Annotated in this window: 22 protein-coding genes; 8 read left to right on the top strand and 14 right to left on the bottom strand. The window is 63.7% G+C overall.

All coding sequences use genetic code 11. The features are described 5' to 3' along the window. Positions 1 to 42 precede the first annotated feature (42 nt). On the top strand, positions 43 to 1122 hold the full coding sequence (locus BLU39_RS16740) for a hypothetical protein (RefSeq protein WP_092714892.1): 1080 nt from the start codon (positions 43 to 45) through the stop codon (positions 1120 to 1122). On the opposite strand, the gene BLU39_RS16735 is transcribed toward BLU39_RS16740, so the two are convergent. Both BLU39_RS16735 and BLU39_RS16730 read right to left on the bottom strand, forming a co-directional pair. Continuing rightward, the gene (locus tag BLU39_RS16735) at positions 1119 to 2321 is read right to left on the bottom strand and encodes a D-amino acid dehydrogenase (protein ID WP_092714890.1); all 1203 of its coding nucleotides are present in this window, start codon (positions 2319 to 2321) and stop codon (positions 1119 to 1121) included. The genes BLU39_RS16740 and BLU39_RS16735 overlap by 4 nt on opposite strands. Then, entirely contained in the window at positions 2318 to 2770 is a 453-nt protein-coding gene (locus BLU39_RS16730; protein ID WP_092715288.1) for a winged helix-turn-helix transcriptional regulator, read from the bottom strand. The genes BLU39_RS16735 and BLU39_RS16730 overlap by 4 nt, the downstream gene beginning before the upstream one ends. A 91-nt stretch (positions 2771 to 2861) precedes the next feature. On the opposite strand from BLU39_RS16730, the gene BLU39_RS16725 reads away from it, so the two are divergent. Next, the gene (locus BLU39_RS16725) at positions 2862 to 4052 is read left to right on the top strand and encodes an MFS transporter (RefSeq protein ID WP_092714888.1); all 1191 of its coding nucleotides are present in this window, start codon (positions 2862 to 2864) and stop codon (positions 4050 to 4052) included. On the opposite strand, the gene BLU39_RS16720 is transcribed toward BLU39_RS16725, so the two are convergent. The 4 genes from BLU39_RS16720 to BLU39_RS16705 all read right to left on the bottom strand — a co-directional run bounded on the left by BLU39_RS16720 (position 4049) and on the right by BLU39_RS16705 (position 7461). Further along, positions 4049 to 4747, bottom strand: a complete 699-nt coding sequence (locus BLU39_RS16720; RefSeq protein ID WP_046685278.1) for a Crp/Fnr family transcriptional regulator — start codon at positions 4745 to 4747, stop codon at positions 4049 to 4051. The two genes, BLU39_RS16725 and BLU39_RS16720, sit on opposite strands and share 4 nt — an antisense overlap. Before the next feature lie 155 nt (positions 4748 to 4902). Continuing rightward, positions 4903 to 5550, bottom strand: coding sequence for a response regulator (locus BLU39_RS16715; protein ID WP_092714886.1), 648 nt, complete (start codon positions 5548 to 5550; stop codon positions 4903 to 4905). Between the two features lie 32 nt (positions 5551 to 5582). Next, on the bottom strand, positions 5583 to 6815 hold the full coding sequence (locus BLU39_RS16710) for a GAF domain-containing sensor histidine kinase (protein ID WP_092714884.1): 1233 nt from the start codon (positions 6813 to 6815) through the stop codon (positions 5583 to 5585). Between the two features lie 64 nt (positions 6816 to 6879). Then, a complete protein-coding gene (locus BLU39_RS16705) occupies positions 6880 to 7461 on the bottom strand; it encodes a DJ-1/PfpI family protein (RefSeq protein ID WP_092714882.1) in 582 nt (193 codons plus the stop codon). Between the two features lie 171 nt (positions 7462 to 7632). Between BLU39_RS16705 and BLU39_RS16700 the strand changes: the two genes are divergently transcribed. From BLU39_RS16700 to BLU39_RS16690, 3 genes are all read left to right on the top strand, one after another. Next, positions 7633 to 8055, top strand: coding sequence for a hypothetical protein (locus tag BLU39_RS16700; protein ID WP_092714880.1), 423 nt, complete (start codon positions 7633 to 7635; stop codon positions 8053 to 8055). A 26-nt stretch (positions 8056 to 8081) separates the two neighbouring features. After that, the gene (locus tag BLU39_RS16695; protein ID WP_157808892.1) at positions 8082 to 8555 is read left to right on the top strand and encodes a host attachment protein; all 474 of its coding nucleotides are present in this window, start codon (positions 8082 to 8084) and stop codon (positions 8553 to 8555) included. Positions 8556 to 8638: 83 nt separating this feature from the next. Further along, positions 8639 to 8938 (top strand): antibiotic biosynthesis monooxygenase family protein, encoded by a 300-nt coding sequence (locus tag BLU39_RS16690; RefSeq protein WP_092714875.1) that lies wholly within the window; start codon positions 8639 to 8641, stop codon positions 8936 to 8938. Between the two features lie 112 nt (positions 8939 to 9050). Here BLU39_RS16690 and pncB read toward each other — a convergent pair whose 3' ends face one another. Together pncB and BLU39_RS16680 are read right to left on the bottom strand one after the other, a co-directional pair. Then, positions 9051 to 10253 (bottom strand): nicotinate phosphoribosyltransferase, encoded by a 1203-nt coding sequence (pncB, locus tag BLU39_RS16685; protein ID WP_092714873.1) that lies wholly within the window; start codon positions 10251 to 10253, stop codon positions 9051 to 9053. Positions 10254 to 10332: 79 nt separating this feature from the next. Beyond that, positions 10333 to 11196 carry a cysteine hydrolase family protein gene (locus BLU39_RS16680; protein WP_092714871.1) on the bottom strand — a complete coding sequence of 288 codons (864 nt, stop codon included), beginning with the start codon at positions 11194 to 11196 and terminating at the stop codon, positions 10333 to 10335. A gap of 72 nt (positions 11197 to 11268) precedes the next feature. On the opposite strand from BLU39_RS16680, the gene BLU39_RS16675 reads away from it, so the two are divergent. Then, a complete protein-coding gene (locus BLU39_RS16675) occupies positions 11269 to 11508 on the top strand; it encodes a TIGR02450 family Trp-rich protein (RefSeq protein WP_092714869.1) in 240 nt (79 codons plus the stop codon). On the opposite strand, the gene BLU39_RS28985 is transcribed toward BLU39_RS16675, so the two are convergent. The 3 genes from BLU39_RS28985 to BLU39_RS16660 all read right to left on the bottom strand — a co-directional run bounded on the left by BLU39_RS28985 (position 11490) and on the right by BLU39_RS16660 (position 13246). Beyond that, on the bottom strand, positions 11490 to 11633 hold the full coding sequence (locus tag BLU39_RS28985; protein ID WP_232731324.1) for a hypothetical protein: 144 nt from the start codon (positions 11631 to 11633) through the stop codon (positions 11490 to 11492). The two genes, BLU39_RS16675 and BLU39_RS28985, sit on opposite strands and share 19 nt — an antisense overlap. 360 nt (positions 11634 to 11993) lie before the next feature. After that, the gene (locus BLU39_RS16665) at positions 11994 to 12446 is read right to left on the bottom strand and encodes a hypothetical protein (protein WP_139178317.1); all 453 of its coding nucleotides are present in this window, start codon (positions 12444 to 12446) and stop codon (positions 11994 to 11996) included. Between the two features lie 194 nt (positions 12447 to 12640). Next, positions 12641 to 13246 (bottom strand): FMN-dependent NADH-azoreductase, encoded by a 606-nt coding sequence (locus BLU39_RS16660; protein WP_058051372.1) that lies wholly within the window; start codon positions 13244 to 13246, stop codon positions 12641 to 12643. A gap of 133 nt (positions 13247 to 13379) precedes the next feature. Between BLU39_RS16660 and BLU39_RS16655 the strand changes: the two genes are divergently transcribed. Together BLU39_RS16655 and BLU39_RS16650 are read left to right on the top strand one after the other, a co-directional pair. Further along, on the top strand, positions 13380 to 14294 hold the full coding sequence (locus BLU39_RS16655) for a LysR family transcriptional regulator (protein ID WP_092714865.1): 915 nt from the start codon (positions 13380 to 13382) through the stop codon (positions 14292 to 14294). A gap of 109 nt (positions 14295 to 14403) precedes the next feature. Then, entirely contained in the window at positions 14404 to 14631 is a 228-nt protein-coding gene (locus BLU39_RS16650; RefSeq protein ID WP_092714863.1) for a hypothetical protein, read from the top strand. A gap of 3 nt (positions 14632 to 14634) precedes the next feature. Here BLU39_RS16650 and BLU39_RS16645 read toward each other — a convergent pair whose 3' ends face one another. From BLU39_RS16645 to BLU39_RS16635, 3 genes are all read right to left on the bottom strand, one after another. Then, complete coding sequence (locus BLU39_RS16645; protein ID WP_046685292.1) at positions 14635 to 14946, bottom strand: chaperone modulator CbpM; 312 nt, start codon at positions 14944 to 14946, stop codon at positions 14635 to 14637. A 3-nt stretch (positions 14947 to 14949) separates the two neighbouring features. Beyond that, positions 14950 to 15870 (bottom strand): DnaJ C-terminal domain-containing protein, encoded by a 921-nt coding sequence (locus tag BLU39_RS16640; protein WP_092714861.1) that lies wholly within the window; start codon positions 15868 to 15870, stop codon positions 14950 to 14952. Between the two features lie 97 nt (positions 15871 to 15967). Next, entirely contained in the window at positions 15968 to 16657 is a 690-nt protein-coding gene (locus tag BLU39_RS16635; protein WP_092714859.1) for a beta/gamma crystallin-related protein, read from the bottom strand. Between the last annotated feature and the right edge of the window lie 103 nt (positions 16658 to 16760).

The raw sequence follows: 16760 nt of genomic DNA, 5'->3' as shown, positions 1-16760 counted from the left end.
CGGCCATGTAGAATCGGCCTTCGCCCACGAGAGGATTAACCGATGCGCCGCTTTCTGTTTGCTTGCCTGACCCTGCCCGCCCTGAATGCCGCCATGGCCGCCGAGCCGCCCGTGCAAGGTGTGTGGCAGGGCACCGTGGGCAAGGCCAATATCGTGGCCTGCTTCAACCAGCCCAGCACCACGCAAGGGTCTGACCGCAGCGGCAGCTATTACTACGCGCGCTACAAGACGCCGATCATGCTGGCCAAGCCGAACGGCAAGGCCCTGTGGCAGGAACTCGACGCCAAGGGCAATACGACGGGGACGTGGTCGCTGAACGCGCAGCAAGGCGGAAAACTCGTCGGCACCTGGACGGCCCCGAAAAGCGGCAAGACCCTGCCCCTGGCCTTGACCCTGCTGGAAGCGGCGGGCGACCGCGAACATCCATCGTGCGCCAGCGACGCCTACAACCTGGCGCTGGAAGATTTTCCCGCCACCAAGGTAAGCAAACCCGTCACCTTCGAAGGCAAGCAATACCGCAATCTGCAAGTGGGCGACACCATCACCGTGGAACTGATGGCGCCCGGCGACGGCGTGGCGAAAATCAATGCGCAGCTACGCACCGTGCTGGCGAAAAACAAGAAGGACCTGGAAGACTTCTATGCCACGCGCCGCGAATACCTGGGCCGCAACGGTTTCACGACGGAAGACGAAGTGTATGCGGATCCCACCTACTGGTCGCCGCGCTGGGTGACGGTCAAGTTCTACCGCTGGGCGGCCGGCTATGGCGCCAGCGGCATCTCCATCAAGTTCCGCACCTGGGACGTGAAAACGGGCCAGGAAACGGACGTATGGAACTGGTTTGGCGCCAGCGCCAGCGATGGCGACGACAAGGCCGCATTGCCGGACCGCCTGCGCCAGGCCCTGTTCAAGGGCGTGAAAATCGACGCCGAATGCAAGGGCACGGATTACGACGGCCGCGGCCGCTTCCACCTGTCATTGAAACCGGAAGGCGTATCGTTCTGGGAAGATCCGAACGGCAGCGGCTGCGAAAACGACTTTTTACTGCCCTACAACAAGGTCGGCCCCTTCCTCACCGTCAAGGGCCGTGCCGCGCTCAGCGATTTGCTGCCGAAGAACTAGCCAGCACCAATCATCGTCGCCACCATCTCCGCCGTGGCGGCCGCCAGGGTCCAGCCCAAGTGGCCGTGGCCCGTGTTGTAGTACACGCCCGGCGCCTTGCCCGGCCCCACTTTGGGCAGCATGTCGGGCAGCATGGGGCGCAAGCCCGCCCACGGGATCACCTTGCGCGTGTTCACGCCGGGAAAGCACTGCTGCACCCACTGCAACAGCGGGCGGATGCGGTCGGCGCGGATGTCGTAATTGACGCCGTTGAATTCCGCCGTGCCCGCCACCCGGAGCCGGTCTTCGCCCAGGCGGCTGCTGACCAGCTTGGTCGCGTCGTCGAGCAGGCTGACCTGTGGCGCGGCCGCGCGGCTGGCGGCATCATCGAGCTGCACGGTAATCGAATAGCCTTTCACGGGATACACGTTCACATGGTCGCCCAGGCTGGCCGCCATGGCGCGGCTGGCCGTGCCCGCGCAGATGACGACGGCGTCGAACAGGCTGCTGTCCTCCCTCATGGCGACGCGCACCTTGCCGTGTTCGCGCGCCAGCGCCGTGACTTCCTCGCCATAGCGGCAGGCCACGCCCAGGCGGGCGCAGGCGTCGGCCAGGCCGTTCGTGAATTTGTGGATGTCGCCCGTGGAATCGCTGTCCGTGTAGTAGCCGCCGTAAAAGTCGCCTGCCAGGGCCGGTTCGATGGCGCGCATTTCCTGCGGCGTGACGGCGCGCCGCTGCAAGCCGCCCTGCGCCAGCAGACGCGACACGCCGGCCGCCCGCTCGAAGCCTGCACGCTCCCGGTAGACGTGCAGGATGCCGGCGCGGCGGTGATCGAAGTCGATGTTTTCCGCTTCGGCCCACGCAAACAGATGCGCGCGCGCGGCGATCGCCATGCGCGCCGTGGCGATGGTGTTGCGCTCATAACCAGGCATGGCGGCGAGGAATTCCGCAAACCAGCTCAGCTTGTGCCAGCTGGGCCAGGGATGAAGCAGCAAGGGCGCATCGCGCCGCGCCATCCATTTCAGGGCGTTCAAAATCGTTGCCTTGTGATTCCACACTTCCGCGTGCGAGGCCGACAATTGTCCGCCATTCGCATACGACGTTTCCATGGCGGCGTAGCGGTGGCGCTCGATCAGGGTCACGTTTACGCCCCGCTTGGCCAGCGCATACGCCGTCGTCACGCCCGTGATGCCACCGCCCAGCACGGCCACGCGCTTCATTGTGCCGACACCTTGTGCACGACCGTGTCGCCAGCCTGCAACACGCGCCCATCGGGCGCCAGCACGTCCATGCGGCGCACGGGCAAGCCTGAGCCACGCTGCAGCAAGGTCGAATGCGCCTCGCCCGCTTCGAACAATTGCGCCTCGCTCCACTGGCGCAAGCCGACGACGACGGGAAACAGCGCCAGCCCCTTGGGCGTCAGCACGTATTCCTGGTAAGCCGTGCCGTCCGAGGCGGGCGCAACCGTGAAGATGCCCTCTTCCACCAGGGTGTGCAGGCGGTCGGCCAGGATGTTCTTCGCCACGCCCAGGCTTTTCTGGAATTCGCCGAACCGGCGCATGCCGTCGAAGGCGTCGCGCACGATCAGCAGCGACCAGCGCTCGCCAATCACGTCGAGCGCGCGCGCCACGGGACAGGGGTCGGTTTTCAGGCTCTTGCGCTTGGCCACGGGCATTCTCCAGGATTGAGTGGTTGCATTTTAAAACTTCTCGGCGTAGACTCCAACTGGTTTTAATTTGAAACTACTTAATTGACCTCCCATGCGCGATACAACGACTCCCATCACGACAGCACTTCCCGCCACCCTCGTCTGGCTGTTTGCCACGGCGGCCGGCCTCAGCGTGGCCAATGTGTATTACGCCCAGCCCTTGCTCGCCACCCTGGCGCACGAGTTCGGCATGACGGAGGCCGCCAGCGGCATGGTCATCACGGCCACGCAGATCGGCTGCGCGCTGGCCCTGCTGCTGCTCGTGCCCTTGGGCGACATGCTGAACCGGCGCCGGCTGACCCTGTTCCAGCTGGCCATGCTGGCCATTACCCTGGTGGCCTTGGGCTGCGCCCGTTCCACGGCCGCCTTGCTGGGCGGCATGCTGATGGTCGGCTTGCTGGGCACGGCCATGACGCAGGGCTTGATCGCTTACGCGGCCAGCGCGGCGGCCAGCCATGAGCGGGGAAGAGTCGTCGGCATCGCGCAGGGCGGCGTGGTGATCGGCTTGCTGCTGGCGCGCACCCTGTCCGGCGTGGTAGCCGATGTGGCCGACTGGCGCGCCGTGTATTTTGTTTCGGCGGCCATCGCTGGCGCCCTGTTGCTGCTGCTGTGGCGCATGCTGCCGCCGCCGGCGCTGTCCAGCAAAAAGCTCGCGTATGGCGCCCTGCTCGCCTCGATGCTGGACATGCTGCTGCACAACAAGGTCTTGCGCGTGCGGGGCATGCTGGCCCTGCTGATGTTTGCCGTCTTCAATATTTTCTGGAGCGCCCTCGTGCTGCCCCTGACGGCGCAAGGCTATAGCCATGCGGCCATCGGCGCGTTTGGCCTCGTGGGCGTGATCGGCGCGCTGGGCGCGGCACGCGCGGGCGCCATGGCGGACCAGGGACGCGCGCAATGGACGACGGGCGCGGCCCTGCTGCTGCTGCTGGCCGCGTGGCTGCCGCTCGGCTTTGCGGGCGCGGCCCTGTGGCCGTTAATCGTCGGCATCATCGCGCTGGACCTGGCGGGCCAGGCCATCCACGTGACGAACCAGAGCCTGATCTTCAAGGATGACAGCGACGCACACAGCCGCCTGGTGGCGTGCTACATGCTGTTTTATGCGGTGGGAAGCGGACTCGGAGCGATTGCCGCCACCAGCGTGTATGCGCTGGCGGGCTGGCATGGGGTGTGCGCGCTGGGCGCGGCGGTCAGCTTGCTCGCCCTGCTGTTCTGGCGGCTGACCTTGCCTGCTGAAAAAGCTTAATTCAGCATGGCCGCGGTGGCGGAACCGTGACGATACGTTTTCAAGGCATCGGGCTGGATCTGGATCAGCGAACCGCTGACTTTAATCAGGTGCAAGTCCGTCAGCTGGTGCAGCACGCGCGACAGGGTGGCGGGCGCCAGGTTCAGGAACGATGCCAATAAACTTTTCTTCAGGTCCAGCTTGACTTCGTTCGAGCGCTGCTGGTCCGACGCCTGCAGCAAATACTCGACCACGCGCTGGGTGGCGTTCTGCACGGAGCAGCGCTCCACATTGCGGATGAAACCCATCAGGTGGTGCGACAGGCTGTTCATCATCTGGCGCGCGATGCGGGGCGACTGGTCAAGCAGGCGCAGCAGCGCGTGTGGCGGGATGCGCAGCAACAAACAGTGTTCGAGCGCTTCGGCGCAGAATGGATAGGGTTCATCGAGGAAAATCATGGCTTCGCCGAAGCTCTGGCCCGGGCGGATCAGTTCCAGAACCTTGTCGGTCCCTTCCATGGAAAACACGCTGAGCTTGACGAGGCCGAAAACCACCACGTAGGCGCCTTCCGCCACTTCGCCCTTGCGGAACAGCACTTTGCCTTTTTCCACTTCGACGCGCACGACATCCTGGCGCAATTGCTCTAATTGCGAAGGGGAAATATGGCGGAACAGAGCCTGGCTCGACAGCAAGCCATCGACGTTGACCTTATGCATGACACTCTCTTATTAGATTAGCGAATGACTAAGAGTGTAATGGGCCGGCACGGTCAAGGCCATACGTCAAAGGAACTAGGGTTGTCTAGGCCGGAACGCCATGCAGGTCAAACAATCGCGGATTCCTTGTTGTGTATTTGCGCTTTGCTTGATCTTTATTTGCTCAACTCGCGCTCGACCGCGTAGACGGCGATCTGCACGCGGCTGCTGAGCTTAAGCTTTTTCAGGATGTTTTGCACGTGGATTTTCACCGTGCTTTCGGCCACGTCCAGCTGGCGCGCGATTTCCTTGTTGCTCAGTCCTTGCGCCAGGCAGGCCATCGCTTCGCGTTCGCGCGGCGTCAGTTTGTCGTAGTCTTCCTGGGGCGCGTTCTGCCCCGCGCGGAACTGCGACACGAGCTTGGCCGTCATGGCGTCGGCGATCACGGATTCGCCGGCGGCCGCGCGGCAAATGGCCTGACCCAGCTGTTCGGCCTCGATATTTTTCAGCAAATAGCCGCGCGCGCCCGCGCGCAGGGCGGCACCGAGGTCGGCCGCGTTTTCCGACACGGTCAGCATCAGCACCACCATCTGCGGCAGGTCCTGCAAGATCAGCTGCAGCGCCTCGACGCCGGACACGCCGGGCATGTTCAAGTCCATCAGCACCACGTCGGGCTGCAGCTCGGCCGCCAGGCGCACGCCGTCCAGCCCGTTCGATGCCTCGCCCACCACCTGGAATTGAGGATTGCGCTGCAACAGCAGCTTGACGCCGCTGCGCAGCAAGGTGTGGTCGTCGACCAGCAGGATTTTGATTGGTACGTTCACGTGTTTGTTGCCTGATAAAGATGATTCATTTGTTACGCGGCCTGGCGCCGGGCCGCCGGCAAGGCCAGCGAGATCGTCGTGCCGCCGCCGGGCGTGCTGTCGATGGCAAATTGCGCACCGAGCCGCTCGGCTCTTTCCTGCATGATACGCAAGCCGATCTGCAATTCCGTTTTCTTGTCGCGCAGGTTGGCGGCGAAGCCTTCGCCATCGTCGCGCACCTGCAGCGCAAAGTCGCGCCCGTTGTCCACGCGCAGCGCCACGTTGCTCGCCTGCGCGTGCTTGCGGATATTCGACAGCGCTTCCTGCACGATGAACAGGATCTGCAGCTGCTGCTCGGGCGCCAGTGGCGCGCCGTTGCCGCTCATTTCCAGCGAGCCGACGACGCCCGTCTGCAGCTCGAACTTGGCCAGCACTTCCGACAGCTTGCTTTCCAGGTCGCTGCCATGCCAGCGCGTACGGAAATTGACGAGCAGTTCGCGCACGTCCTGGTAGCTTTGCTCGACGCCCATGCGCATCAGCGGCAGCACTTCGGCCGCTTCGTCGAGCTGGCCACGGCGCACGGAGTCGTCGAGCATCTGCACTTGCAGGCTGATGAAGTTCAGGCTTTGCGCGATGCTGTCATGCAAGCCTTCGGCCAGCAGGCTGCGTTCGCGCGCGACGGCGAATTCCTTTTCGCGCGCGATCAGGCGCTGGTTTTCAATGGCGATGCCCAGGCTCTGGCCCAGGGTTTCCAGCCAGCCCTGCTGCTGCGCATGGGCGGCTTGCGGACGCGCAAAGTGCAGCGAAAAACTGCCGACCACCTGCTCGCGCGCGAGGATGGGAAAGACGGCGATGGCGATGAACCCTTCTTCCTGGCAACGATAACGCTGCAGCGCATCGACCTGGCGGAAATCGCGGATCTGGATCACGCCTTGCGCGACGGCCGCGCCGCACAGGCAATCGTTGTTGCGGATGCAGTGCTCCTCTTCCACCATGGCGTCGGAAATACCCTCGTGCACGATGATGTGCACGGTGTCCTGCTGCGGATCGAGGATGCGCACGGTGCCGCCCTCGGCCTGCGCGAACTCCATCACGTGGCGCAGGAAGCCGCGGCACAATGCATCGATGGCGTGCTGTCCCGCCAGCAAGGTGGAAATCTCGTGCAGGGTGGCCAGCTGGCGTTCCTGCGCGGCGCTCAGGCCCGATGCGGCTTGCGCCAGGCGGCGCTGGCGCCAGCGCGACGCTGGAAGTTGTTTGCGGGAAGGTTGACTGCGCGGCGCATGCATGAAGAACTCGAATCTGAAAAGTGATGCGCCCGGCAAGCGCTGCGGCCTGCCGGGCTGGTGAAGGTTACAAATGAATTTCGGTACCGAGCAGCTTGACGAATTGCGCCAGCCAGGCCGGATGCGCGGGCCAGGCGGGTGCCGTGACGAACTGGCCATCCGTGACGGCGTCCGTGACGGCGATGTCGGCATACGTGCCGCCCGCCAGTTTCACTTCCGGCGCGCAAGCGGGATAGGCGGAAATGCGTTTGCCGCGGATGACGTCGGCGGCGGCCAGCAACTGCGCGCCGTGGCAGACGGCCGCGACGGGCTTGCCCGCTTCGGCGAAATGGCGCACGGCGGCGATGACTTTCTCGTTCAGGCGCAGGTATTCAGGGGCGCGTCCGCCGGCGATCATCACGGCGTCATAGTGGGCCGGATCGATGTCGTCGAAGCTGGCGTTCAGGGTGAACAGATGGCCCGGCTTTTCCGTGTAGGTCTGGTCGCCCTCGAAATCGTGGATGGCCGTCTTGATCGTCTCGCCGCTCTTCTTGCCGGGGCAGACGGCATGCACGGTATGGCCGAGCATCAGCAGGGCCTGGAACGGCACCATCGTTTCATAATCTTCTGCAAAATCGCCGGTCAAAAACAGAATTTTTTTCGCTGCCATTTGGTTCTCCTATGAAAGATTGATTCCCCAAGGCGTATCTTAGCGCGACTTGGCAGCCATACTGGATATTTATCAAACTTTTGCCTCTTGATCGAGGATTTTACAGGCTGAGACAGAATTATTTACAGCCTCGCCGGTCAAATCAAGTACACCTCCTTGAAAGGCCGGACCATGGACAGCAGCAGCGGCAACATTACCCTCATCCGTATCTTCGACCACTTGCCCGATGCCGAGCGCGCCCGCAACCGGCTGCTGGCCGAAGGCTTTCCTCCTCACGCCGTGCAGCTGGACGCGGGCGACGACGAGGCTGGCCCCGTGCAGGGCAATTTTACGGTCGGCAATTACGACACCCTCAGCAGCTGGCTGGAACGGGCCGTCCATGCCCTGTTCGGCGGCGACAACGATCTGTACCGGCGCAACTACGGCAAGGCGGCGTTTCGCGGCATGGTCCGCCTGGTGGTGGCCACGCGCCATGCCGATGAACACGAGCGCGCACACGCCATCGTGCAGGCGTGCGGCGGCAGCGATATCGAACAGCGTACGGCCCGTTGCGGCCAGAACAGGCACGGCGGCGTGGCGGCCCTGTCGCGCTAGCCGGGCGCACAGCAAGGAGAATGAGCATGGACGTCACGTGGGTGGTAGTGGCCGACAGCAGCCGGGCGCGGCTGTTTGCGCTGGGACAGCAAAACCAGCTGGGCGAGCTGCAGGATTTTGTCAATCCGGCGGGCCGCGAAACGGAGAACGCCCTGAACAGCGATGCCAGCGGACGCTTCGGCAGCGGCATGCGGGCCGGGACGCAGGCGGGCACGCAGGCGCACACGGCCGAGCCCAGGGTGGCGCCAGTCGAGCATGCGAACGAACAGTTTGCCCGGCAGATCGCGCAAGTGTTGCAGCAGGGCTTGCAGCAACGGCGCTACAGCAAGCTGTGCCTCGTCGCCGCGCCCAAGTTCCTGGGACAGCTGCGTCTAAGCCTGGACGCCCAGGTGGAAAAACGGCTCAGCCATGCCCTGGCCAGGGAGGTCGCCAGCATGAACGTGCCCCAGCTGGAAGCCTATTTGCAGCAAGCACTGGACAGGGACAGCGGCGCCAGCTGAACGGCAACAGCCCCATTACCGCCCGCAAGCGGGCACAATCTGTGGCAAGATCTGCATTCTTTCTTTCAAAACCGGAACTTGCCATGATTTTTGAAATTGCCCACATCCAGATCAAATCGGCCACGCACGCAGCCTTCGAAGCGGCCGTGACGAAAGCCGTCCCCCTGTTCCAGCGCGCGCGCGGCTGCGAATCGATGCGCCTGGAGCGCTCGATCGAAAACGGCGACGCCTACCGCCTGGTCGTGGGCTGGACAACCCTGGAAGACCATACCGTGCATTTCCGCGGCAGCGAGGACTTCCAGGCATGGCGCGGCCTGGTCGGTGAATTTTTTGCCGCACCGCCGCAGGTCGAGCATATGAATACGGTGGTGACGGGGTTTTAAGGCGAGGTTTCAAACACCCAGGCGCACCGGCTGCCCGCCGGGCTTGTCAGCTTTGTCGGATTACGCGCGGCTTTGCCCCGCCTCGGCGGCCCCGCTAATCCGACCTACCCCACTAGACAGGCGCCTGGACGGCGGGGTGGTGAAACACTTGCCGCAAATAGGCGAGGAAGGTCTCATCCTTGCACAGGGTCTTGCCCGGCGAATCGGACAGCTTCGCCACGGACTGGCCATTGCAGCGCACCAGTTTCATGACGATGTTGAGCGGCGTCAAGCCGACATCGTTGGTGAGATTGGTGCCGATGCCAAAGCCCGTCATGATGCGGTCGGCGAAGTGCTGGTACAGGGCGAAGGCCTTGTCCAGGTCCAGGCCGTCGGAAAACACGAGGCGCTTGGTATTGGCGTCGATACGCAGGGCCGCGTAGTGGGCCAGCGCCTTCTCGCCCCACTCGACGGGGTCGCCCGAATCGTGGCGCAAGCCGTCGAACAGCTTGGCGAAATACAGGTCGAAGTCGGCCAGGAAAGCATCCATGCCGACCACGTCCGTCAGGGCGATGCCCAGGTCGCCCCGGTATTCCTGCACCCAGTCTTCCAGTGCCGCCTTTTGAAAATCGCGCAGACGCACGCCGAACGACTGGAACGACTGCATGTATTCATGCGCCATGGTGCCGATCGGCACGATGCCGAGCTTTTTCGCCAGGTAGACATTCGACGTACCCTTGAAATACTCGGGCACTTCGCGCGCCAGGCGCTGCACTACTTCGTCGTGCCAGGCGCCGGAAAAACGCCGGCGCACGCCGAAGTCGGAAAATTCAAATGGATGCTTGCGCCGCGGCAACTTGCCGAATTCCTTGACGGCTTCCACTTTCAAGCCCAGGCGGTGGCGCCCTTCGCGCATGGCCGCGTCCAGGTCAAAACGGCGGAAATACAGTTCATTGATGATGTACAGCACGAAAATCTCGAAACCCATCACGTGCACCTGCGGCCCGGCCGCGTGCACGAGCAAGGTGTCGCCATTCGTGCTGACGTCGATGAACTTGCGCTGGAAGCGGAACACCGTCAAAAAGTCGACGAAGTCGCTCTTCATGAAGCGCAGGGTGCGCAGATAAGCCAGCTCATCGTCCGCAAACGACATCGAGCACAGGTGGTCGAGCTGTTCTTCCAGCTCGCCCTTCAGTTCGGCCAGGGGAAAGGCGGTGGCGTTGCGGCAGACAAATTCGTATTCGGTATGGGTATTCGGATGACCGTGCAGCAAGGCTTGCCACATTGTAAATTTATACAGATCGGTTTCCAGCAAACTGCGCACTATCGGGGTCATGTGTGTTTTCTCCAACTTCCTGAAGCCAGAATAGTACGCCACCGCAGGCATTTCGGCAGGGTCCGCTTGCAGGACAGCCTCAATCGCCTGCGTTGGCCAGCAACTCGGGCAAGACGTCGGCCGACGTGGCCAGCCGCGCGCCGCGCTCGTGCATGGCGGCAAGGAAGTCGCGCTGCTGCGTTGCAAAGCCCGTGACGGGGCTCATGCAATCCGTCAGCAGGACCAGGCGCGACAGGGCCTGCTTGCCTTGCTGCCCTTCCAGGTAATCGGCGATGTGCTCGGTGCTGGCTTTCACGCAATGGCTGCCCGCTTCGCCGGTGACGTAAATCTGCTGCGCCGGCAGCAGGGTGGCGAGGAAATCCAGGTTGAGCTGGGTGGCCGCATCCTGCGCATCGGGCACTTCCGCCATGACGGCCGAGTAATGTTCGGTCCACGGATTGGAACCCTTGCTCAGCTTGGCCACCACTTGCAAATGATCCACTTCCCAGGCGTTGTAGGCGGCGCGCACGGCGGCGTGGATATTCTGGCCCCAGCTGCCAATCTCGCAATGCACGGGCCACACCATCAATTGATAGCGCCCCGCTTGCTCCAGCGCATCGAGGTAGGCCAGCGCGCGCGGCAAGGCGCCGCTGGCGGCGGGCAGGAACAAGCGGTCGCGCACTTGCCGGGCGCAGATCTGCGTAAATGGCGCGACCGGGGCGCCGTCGCCCGTGCGCCAGAAAGCGGGGTGGGCGATGTCGTAGCGGTGGTGGGCGTCAAGGGTCACGCTGATCTGCGTCAAGCCGTTGCCCCCTTCACGTATCAGCTGGGCCACGCGCAGCATGTCGGCGTGGGCGCCGGGCACGGCCAGGGCAGGCGCGGCGCCGGCAGGCAGCCATTCGGCGGGCAGGTCGCAAAAATCGTTTTGCGGGTCGATGACGAGCAGGTGCAACTGGCGTTTCATGGCGGTCCTCGTGCGTGGCGGGAACTTGCATGATAATGGCAAGATCGCCATCACGCCAATCCGGGGCCCGCCATGCACCTTCCACATCGCAATAACTTGCGTCCAAACAAATTACTCAACAGCAAATGGACTGCCGTGACACCGGTCAACAAGGAAAAGCATTTCCTCGTCATCAAGGTGTGCGCGGCGGCCACGCCGGGTGAGCCGGTTACGCATGTGAAACTGGAAGCCGTGCATTCGGGCCGCGTGCAGATCCTGCCCTGGCGCGCGCTGGAAGATGCGGCGCAATGGCATCAGGGGTGGAAGACGTAACGGCGCTGGCGCCGCTCGACCAGCTTCAACGCCACCTCGGCCGCCTCGCTGACGGCTTCGGCTTCCGTCGCGAACGGATGGTCGGCCAGCACGCGGTGCTTTTTGACGATATTGTTTCGATGCATGGGATTGCTCGATGGGGTGTACAGAGACACATAGGCGCCCCACAGTTTGCAACCGCGCAAGGGTTCCGCCGTGTAATTTATCTCATACGTATCAACGTACTTTATCGGCACGATGTTTGCTCCAAAAATGACATCCCCGGGCAGCCTGTCTCAACGGCCCTGCCCGGCGTAGGGTTGGAATACATGCAATCGCGCTTGCTCAGGATACTGACTCACTTATCTGCTTTTTATTACGCGGCACAGGGAAAAACTTGAACGCCTGCCTGATTTCCAGGCATGGCGGCACGCCCATTGAAAGTATAGACGATGCGAAAAAATTATGAGAAGGCAACTCTGTACTGAACGCCCCTGGCGCCTGCCCTATTTCGCCGCCTCGGCTGCGGCATGCATGGACCAGACGACGCTGAGGATTTTCCATAGGCCGTCGCGCTTGACCATCTGCCACGCTTCGACGCCATAGTTCGACAGTTTGTCGCCGACGAGGAATTCGTAGTCGAAGTTGACCCACGCCACATGGCGGTCCTGGGTGATCTTGACGTTGTAGAATTTTTCTTCCGTGCGCAGGGGTTCGCGCTTGATGTAGTTGGCGAAACCGACGTAGCCGGCCGCCGGGACGCCGTCGAAGTGGACGTCCGTCGTGTCGCGCATTTTCTGGATGAAAGCGTCATCGGCCGGCGAGGCGAACAGGATGTTCGTGTGCAGCAGCAGCGACGACAGCAGCTTGACATCCTTGGCGATCAGCGCCGCCTGGAAGTCGGCGACGACTTTCTCGATGGCGCGGATATCCTCGGGCGTGGAGGCATGACGTCCCACGTGGGACGGCGCCGGGGGCACAGTCTGCGCCGGCGCAATACCTGCTGAAAACAAGGAACATCCGAACAATACTGCGCTGGCCAACTTGTGCATGAGGGACTTTCATGGCGAACGGCTCGCCGACTGGCACGGGGCGTGCCGCCGGCAAGCTTATGCCAAGCATGCCAGCTTGGCAATCCCTCGAAAGGCGTATATCAGGCAGCCAGCGCCTCGATCGACGCACGCCCCTTGGCGATCGCGCTGGTGACGGCATCCTCGCCCATGGCCACGCCTTCGGCTTGCACGAACTCGATGTCGGTGATGCCGATGAAGCCCAGCGCCGTGCGCAGATAGGTGCTCAGGTAGTCATACGCGGCGCCCGGGCCTTCGCTGTAGACGCCGCCGCTGGCCGTGAAAATCACGGCTTTCTTGCCCGTGGCCAGGCCGACGGGGCCATTGGCCGTGTACTGGAAGGTGCGGCCAGCGCGCGCCACGTGGTCGATCCACGCCTTCAGGGTCGAAGGCACGGAAAAATTATACATGGGCGCTGCCAGCACCAGCACGTCGGCGGCCAGCAATTCATCGACCAGGGTATCGGACAATTGCACGGCCGCTGCCGCCTGCGCGCTGCGCTGTTCGGCCGGCGTGAAGAACGCGCCCATGACTTCTTCCGTCAGATGCGGCACCGGTTGCGCGGCCAGGTCGCGCACGACGATGGTGTCGCCTTGCGCGGCCAGCTTGGCGACGAATTCGCCCGACAGTTGACGCGACAGGGAACCGCTGTTGCGCACGCTGCTATTGATGTGTAGTACGTTTGCCATGATGCACTCCTTCAAGATCGATAGATGGGGTGCGGCGTTTGCTGCACTTGCACACATCATAGTTCGGGTCTACTATCGATGAAACCGTTTAAATATAAATGATTAGCATCGAATTTTTAGATATGGAGCCAGCATGAGAGAACCGGGCCAGCCTTCGCTCGACCAGTTGCGCGTCTTCGTCGCCGTCATCGACGCGGGCGGCTTCGCCCACGCGGCGCGCCAGCTGCACCGCACGCAATCGGTGATCAGCTACACCATCGCCAACCTGGAAGAACAACTGAACGTCGTGCTGCTCGACCGCGGCAAGCGCAAGCCCACCCTGACGGACGCGGGCAAGGCCCTGCTGGCCGACGCGCGCGCCGTGGCCCTGAAGGTCGACGGCATGCGCGCGCGGGCCAAGGCGCTGGCCGGCGGGCTGGAAGCGGAAGTATCGGTGGTGGTCGACGTGATGTTTCCCACCTGCGTGCTGGTGCGCGTGCTCGAAGCGTTCCAGGCGCAGTTCCCCACCGTCGCCCTGCGCCTGCGCATCGAAGCCATGGGCGCCGTGGCGCAACTGGTGATGGATGGCAGCTGCCACATCGGCCTCGGTGGCTGGATGACGGCCACGGCCAGCGTCTTCGAGCGCCTGGCCGTCGGCCACGTGCGCCTGATTCCCGTGGCCGCCCCCAGCCACGCGCTGGCGCAGCTGGCCGGGCCGATTGCCTCCAACGTGGCGCGCGAACACGTGCAGCTGGTGCTCAGCGACCGCAGCGTGCTGACGCAGGGCCAGGATTTCGGCGTGCTGGGATTGCGCAACTGGCGCCTGGGCGACCTCGGCTCCAAGCACGCGCTGCTGCGCGCGGGCCTGGGTTGGGGCAACATGCCCGAAGCGATGGTGCGCGACGACCTGGAGGCAGGCCGTCTGGTGCACCTGCCGCTGGCCGTCGACAATGGCGAGAATTACCCGATTTATTTGATCCAGCGCGCCGACACGCCGCCGGGCCAGGCGGGCAAATGGCTCACTGAACGTTTTGCGGAGCAGTTGCCGTTGCTGGTGCAGGGGTTTTAGAAAAAGTGGGCCACAGGTATGATTAGCCCCCAACGGCAGACACTGGGGTCGGACCCTGAGGGTCCGACCCCGGCCTTACTTGGGTCAACTTTCAATTACAAGGATTCACATGGCCGGCATCGACGACTTCGTCAACAAACAGAAACCTGGCGCGCGTTTCGTCATCACGGCGCAGATGCTGCGCATGACGCCGCAGCAATTCGACTCGCTGGCGCAGGAGTGGATGGAAGACGGCGGTCCCGGCTTCGACGTGGCCGGCATACCGCACCGGGTCGTCGTCAACGGGCAGTTTTACATTGCCAGGCTCACCGTGGCGCGCCACGGCGAGTCTGAGTAAGCGCTACTCGACGCCCAGCACGTGCAGGCGGCGGCGCAGGCGCGCCACTTCTTCCGACAAATCGACCACCAGCGCGGCCAGTTCGGCGTTCGCGTCGAACACGGATTCGATTTCATGCAGGCGGCGCGCGCGCACCAGGTCCAGGCTGGTGAAGCGCCAAGCCGTCAGCTGGCCCGCCGGCGGGCCATTTTGCAGCAGCACGCCCGTCTGCACGTGCTGCACCACCCAGTCCGGTTCCACGGCGCAGGCGCGCGCCAGCTCTTCCAGGCTCAGGGCACGGTCTTCCAGCAATTCGCCAATTACCTTGTTCGTCATGATTTAGCCTCCCAGCTTCTGGCGTGGATTGAAAGCCATCTCGCGCGCCATGGTTGCATACAGTTCGCGCGCCTTGTCGTCGTTCGCCGGCGGCAGCACCACTTCCAGCAGCAGATACAGATCGCCCGGCTGGGCGGCGGGAATACCGCGTCCTTTCAGACGCAGCTTGCGGCCCGTCTGCGAATTGGGCGGCACGGTGACGGTGACCGTGCCCGATGGCGTGGGCACGTCGATGTCGCCGCCCAGTGCCGCCTCCCATGGCGTGACGGGCACCGTCTCGAACACGTCGCGCCCTTCCACCTTGTAGCGTGCATCGGGCCGGAAGCGGATTTCCAGGTACAGGTCGCCGGCGGGCGCGCCGCCGCTGCCGGGATTGCCCTGCCCCTTCATGCGCAGCTGCTGCCCTTCCGTGACGCCTTTCGGGATCGTCACTTCCAGGGTGCGCTCGCGCGTGACGACACGGCCTTGCGCATCCGCCTCGGGCACGCGCATGACGATGTGGCGCCTGGCGCCCTGGTAGCTGTCCTGCAAATCGATGGTGATGGCGGCGTGGCTGTCCTCGCCCTGCATCTGGAAACTGCCGCCGGCGCGGCGGCGCCCGCCCACGTGGGCGAACAGGTCGGCAAAGAAGTCGCTGTCGTCGACGCCCGACGATTCGTAGCCCGAGCCCCAGTCCGGCGGCGGACGGAATGGCTGGCCCTGGGCGCCCTGGTTGCGGCCCAGTTCATCGTAGGCCGCGCGCTTTTCCGCGTCGCCCAGCACGCCATAGGCCTCGTTGAGGGCCTTGGTGCGCTTGTCGGCGTCCGGCTCCTTGCTCACGTCGGGATGGTATTTGCGCACCAGCTTGCGGTACGCCTTCTTGATATCGGCCTCGGACGCCGTCTTCTCGACGCCGAGTTCCTTGTAGTAGTCCTTGTATTCCACCGTACCTGCTCCCCATGGTTGAAGTGCCTATGGGAAGAGTACACGAATTGGTCAAAGGACAGCGTGCGCACAATACGGCGCCCGCCCCGCGCCGCGATCAGCGCACGCGGCGCAGCGAGGAAATACGGCGGTCGAGGCCACCGTGCAGGCGGCCGTAGCTGCCTGGCCCCATCACCACGCAGCGGCCGCGGAAGTTGGCGTCGACGCAGAATTCCCAGCGGCCGTAATTGACGACGATCGATTCGGCGCGGTCATTGAAGCCATAGCGGCTCAAGTCGCGCACTTCGCGGTCCAGGCGCACGGGGCGGCCGCGCATGCCGCCATCGGGGAACAGCAGCACGGCGCCATTCGCATCGGGACGGTGACCGCCACCGTGGCCGGGATAACCGGGATAGCCTGGATGAGGACGGTCCGGCTCCGGACGCGGCGGGCGCGGCGGATACGGACGGTGGTCGCCGCCGCCATGGCCAGGGCGGCCCACTTCGCGCACGGAAGACACGGCGTCGTTCATGCCCGGCATGCTGTCGTAGCGGCCAGGTCCGAAAGTACGGCAGTTGCCACGGTAATTGGCGTCCTTGCACACTTCCCACCTACCCGAGCGCACGATGATGCTCGAGGTCTTGTCGTTAAAGCCCATGCGCGACAGGTCGCCCGTGTCGGAACGCAGGGTGACAGGGCGGCCACGGAAACCGGCGTCCTCGAACAGGGTGATTTCGCCCGCGGATGCGGCAAGGGGGGCGAGGAAGGTGGCGGCGCATAACAGCGCGGGCCGGAAAGATCGAACCATGACAACTCCAATACTGATGACATTTTCGCCAGTGTAGACCAGGCGGCAGGCGGCGAGTGTAACAAAGGGCAAGCAAATGTCAGCGCACGGCAGCGCATGTAAA

The sequence above is a fragment of the Janthinobacterium sp. OK676 genome (genome assembly GCF_900103595.1).
Taxonomy (GTDB): Bacteria; Pseudomonadota; Gammaproteobacteria; order Burkholderiales; family Burkholderiaceae_D; genus Janthinobacterium.
This window is presented reverse-complemented; position numbering and strand designations above follow the sequence as displayed.

Bases quoted from the DNA above. Each gene is read 5' to 3' on its own strand.
- BLU39_RS16650 (WP_092714863.1), top strand. From the start codon at position 14,404: ATGGCCGGCATCGACGACTTCGTCAACAAACAGAAACCTGGCGCGCGT.
- BLU39_RS16645 (WP_046685292.1), bottom strand. From the start codon at position 14,946: ATGACGAACAAGGTAATTGGCGAATTGCTGGAAGACCGTGCCCTGAGC.
- BLU39_RS28985 (WP_232731324.1), bottom strand. From the start codon at position 11,633: ATGCATCGAAACAATATCGTCAAAAAGCACCGCGTGCTGGCCGACCAT.
- BLU39_RS16655 (WP_092714865.1), top strand. From the start codon at position 13,380: ATGAGAGAACCGGGCCAGCCTTCGCTCGACCAGTTGCGCGTCTTCGTC.
- BLU39_RS16720 (WP_046685278.1), bottom strand. From the start codon at position 4,747: ATGCATAAGGTCAACGTCGATGGCTTGCTGTCGAGCCAGGCTCTGTTC.
- BLU39_RS16705 (WP_092714882.1), bottom strand. From the start codon at position 7,461: ATGGCAGCGAAAAAAATTCTGTTTTTGACCGGCGATTTTGCAGAAGAT.
- BLU39_RS16710 (WP_092714884.1), bottom strand. From the start codon at position 6,815: ATGCATGCGCCGCGCAGTCAACCTTCCCGCAAACAACTTCCAGCGTCG.
- pncB (WP_092714873.1), bottom strand. From the start codon at position 10,253: ATGACCCCGATAGTGCGCAGTTTGCTGGAAACCGATCTGTATAAATTT.
- BLU39_RS16635 (WP_092714859.1), bottom strand. From the start codon at position 16,657: ATGGTTCGATCTTTCCGGCCCGCGCTGTTATGCGCCGCCACCTTCCTC.
- BLU39_RS16725 (WP_092714888.1), top strand. From the start codon at position 2,862: ATGCGCGATACAACGACTCCCATCACGACAGCACTTCCCGCCACCCTC.
- BLU39_RS16740 (WP_092714892.1), top strand. From the start codon at position 43: ATGCGCCGCTTTCTGTTTGCTTGCCTGACCCTGCCCGCCCTGAATGCC.
- BLU39_RS16690 (WP_092714875.1), top strand. From the start codon at position 8,639: ATGATTTTTGAAATTGCCCACATCCAGATCAAATCGGCCACGCACGCA.
- BLU39_RS16735 (WP_092714890.1), bottom strand. From the start codon at position 2,321: ATGAAGCGCGTGGCCGTGCTGGGCGGTGGCATCACGGGCGTGACGACG.
- BLU39_RS16675 (WP_092714869.1), top strand. From the start codon at position 11,269: ATGCACCTTCCACATCGCAATAACTTGCGTCCAAACAAATTACTCAAC.
- BLU39_RS16695 (WP_157808892.1), top strand. From the start codon at position 8,082: ATGGACGTCACGTGGGTGGTAGTGGCCGACAGCAGCCGGGCGCGGCTG.
- BLU39_RS16700 (WP_092714880.1), top strand. From the start codon at position 7,633: ATGGACAGCAGCAGCGGCAACATTACCCTCATCCGTATCTTCGACCAC.
- BLU39_RS16680 (WP_092714871.1), bottom strand. From the start codon at position 11,196: ATGAAACGCCAGTTGCACCTGCTCGTCATCGACCCGCAAAACGATTTT.
- BLU39_RS16660 (WP_058051372.1), bottom strand. From the start codon at position 13,246: ATGGCAAACGTACTACACATCAATAGCAGCGTGCGCAACAGCGGTTCC.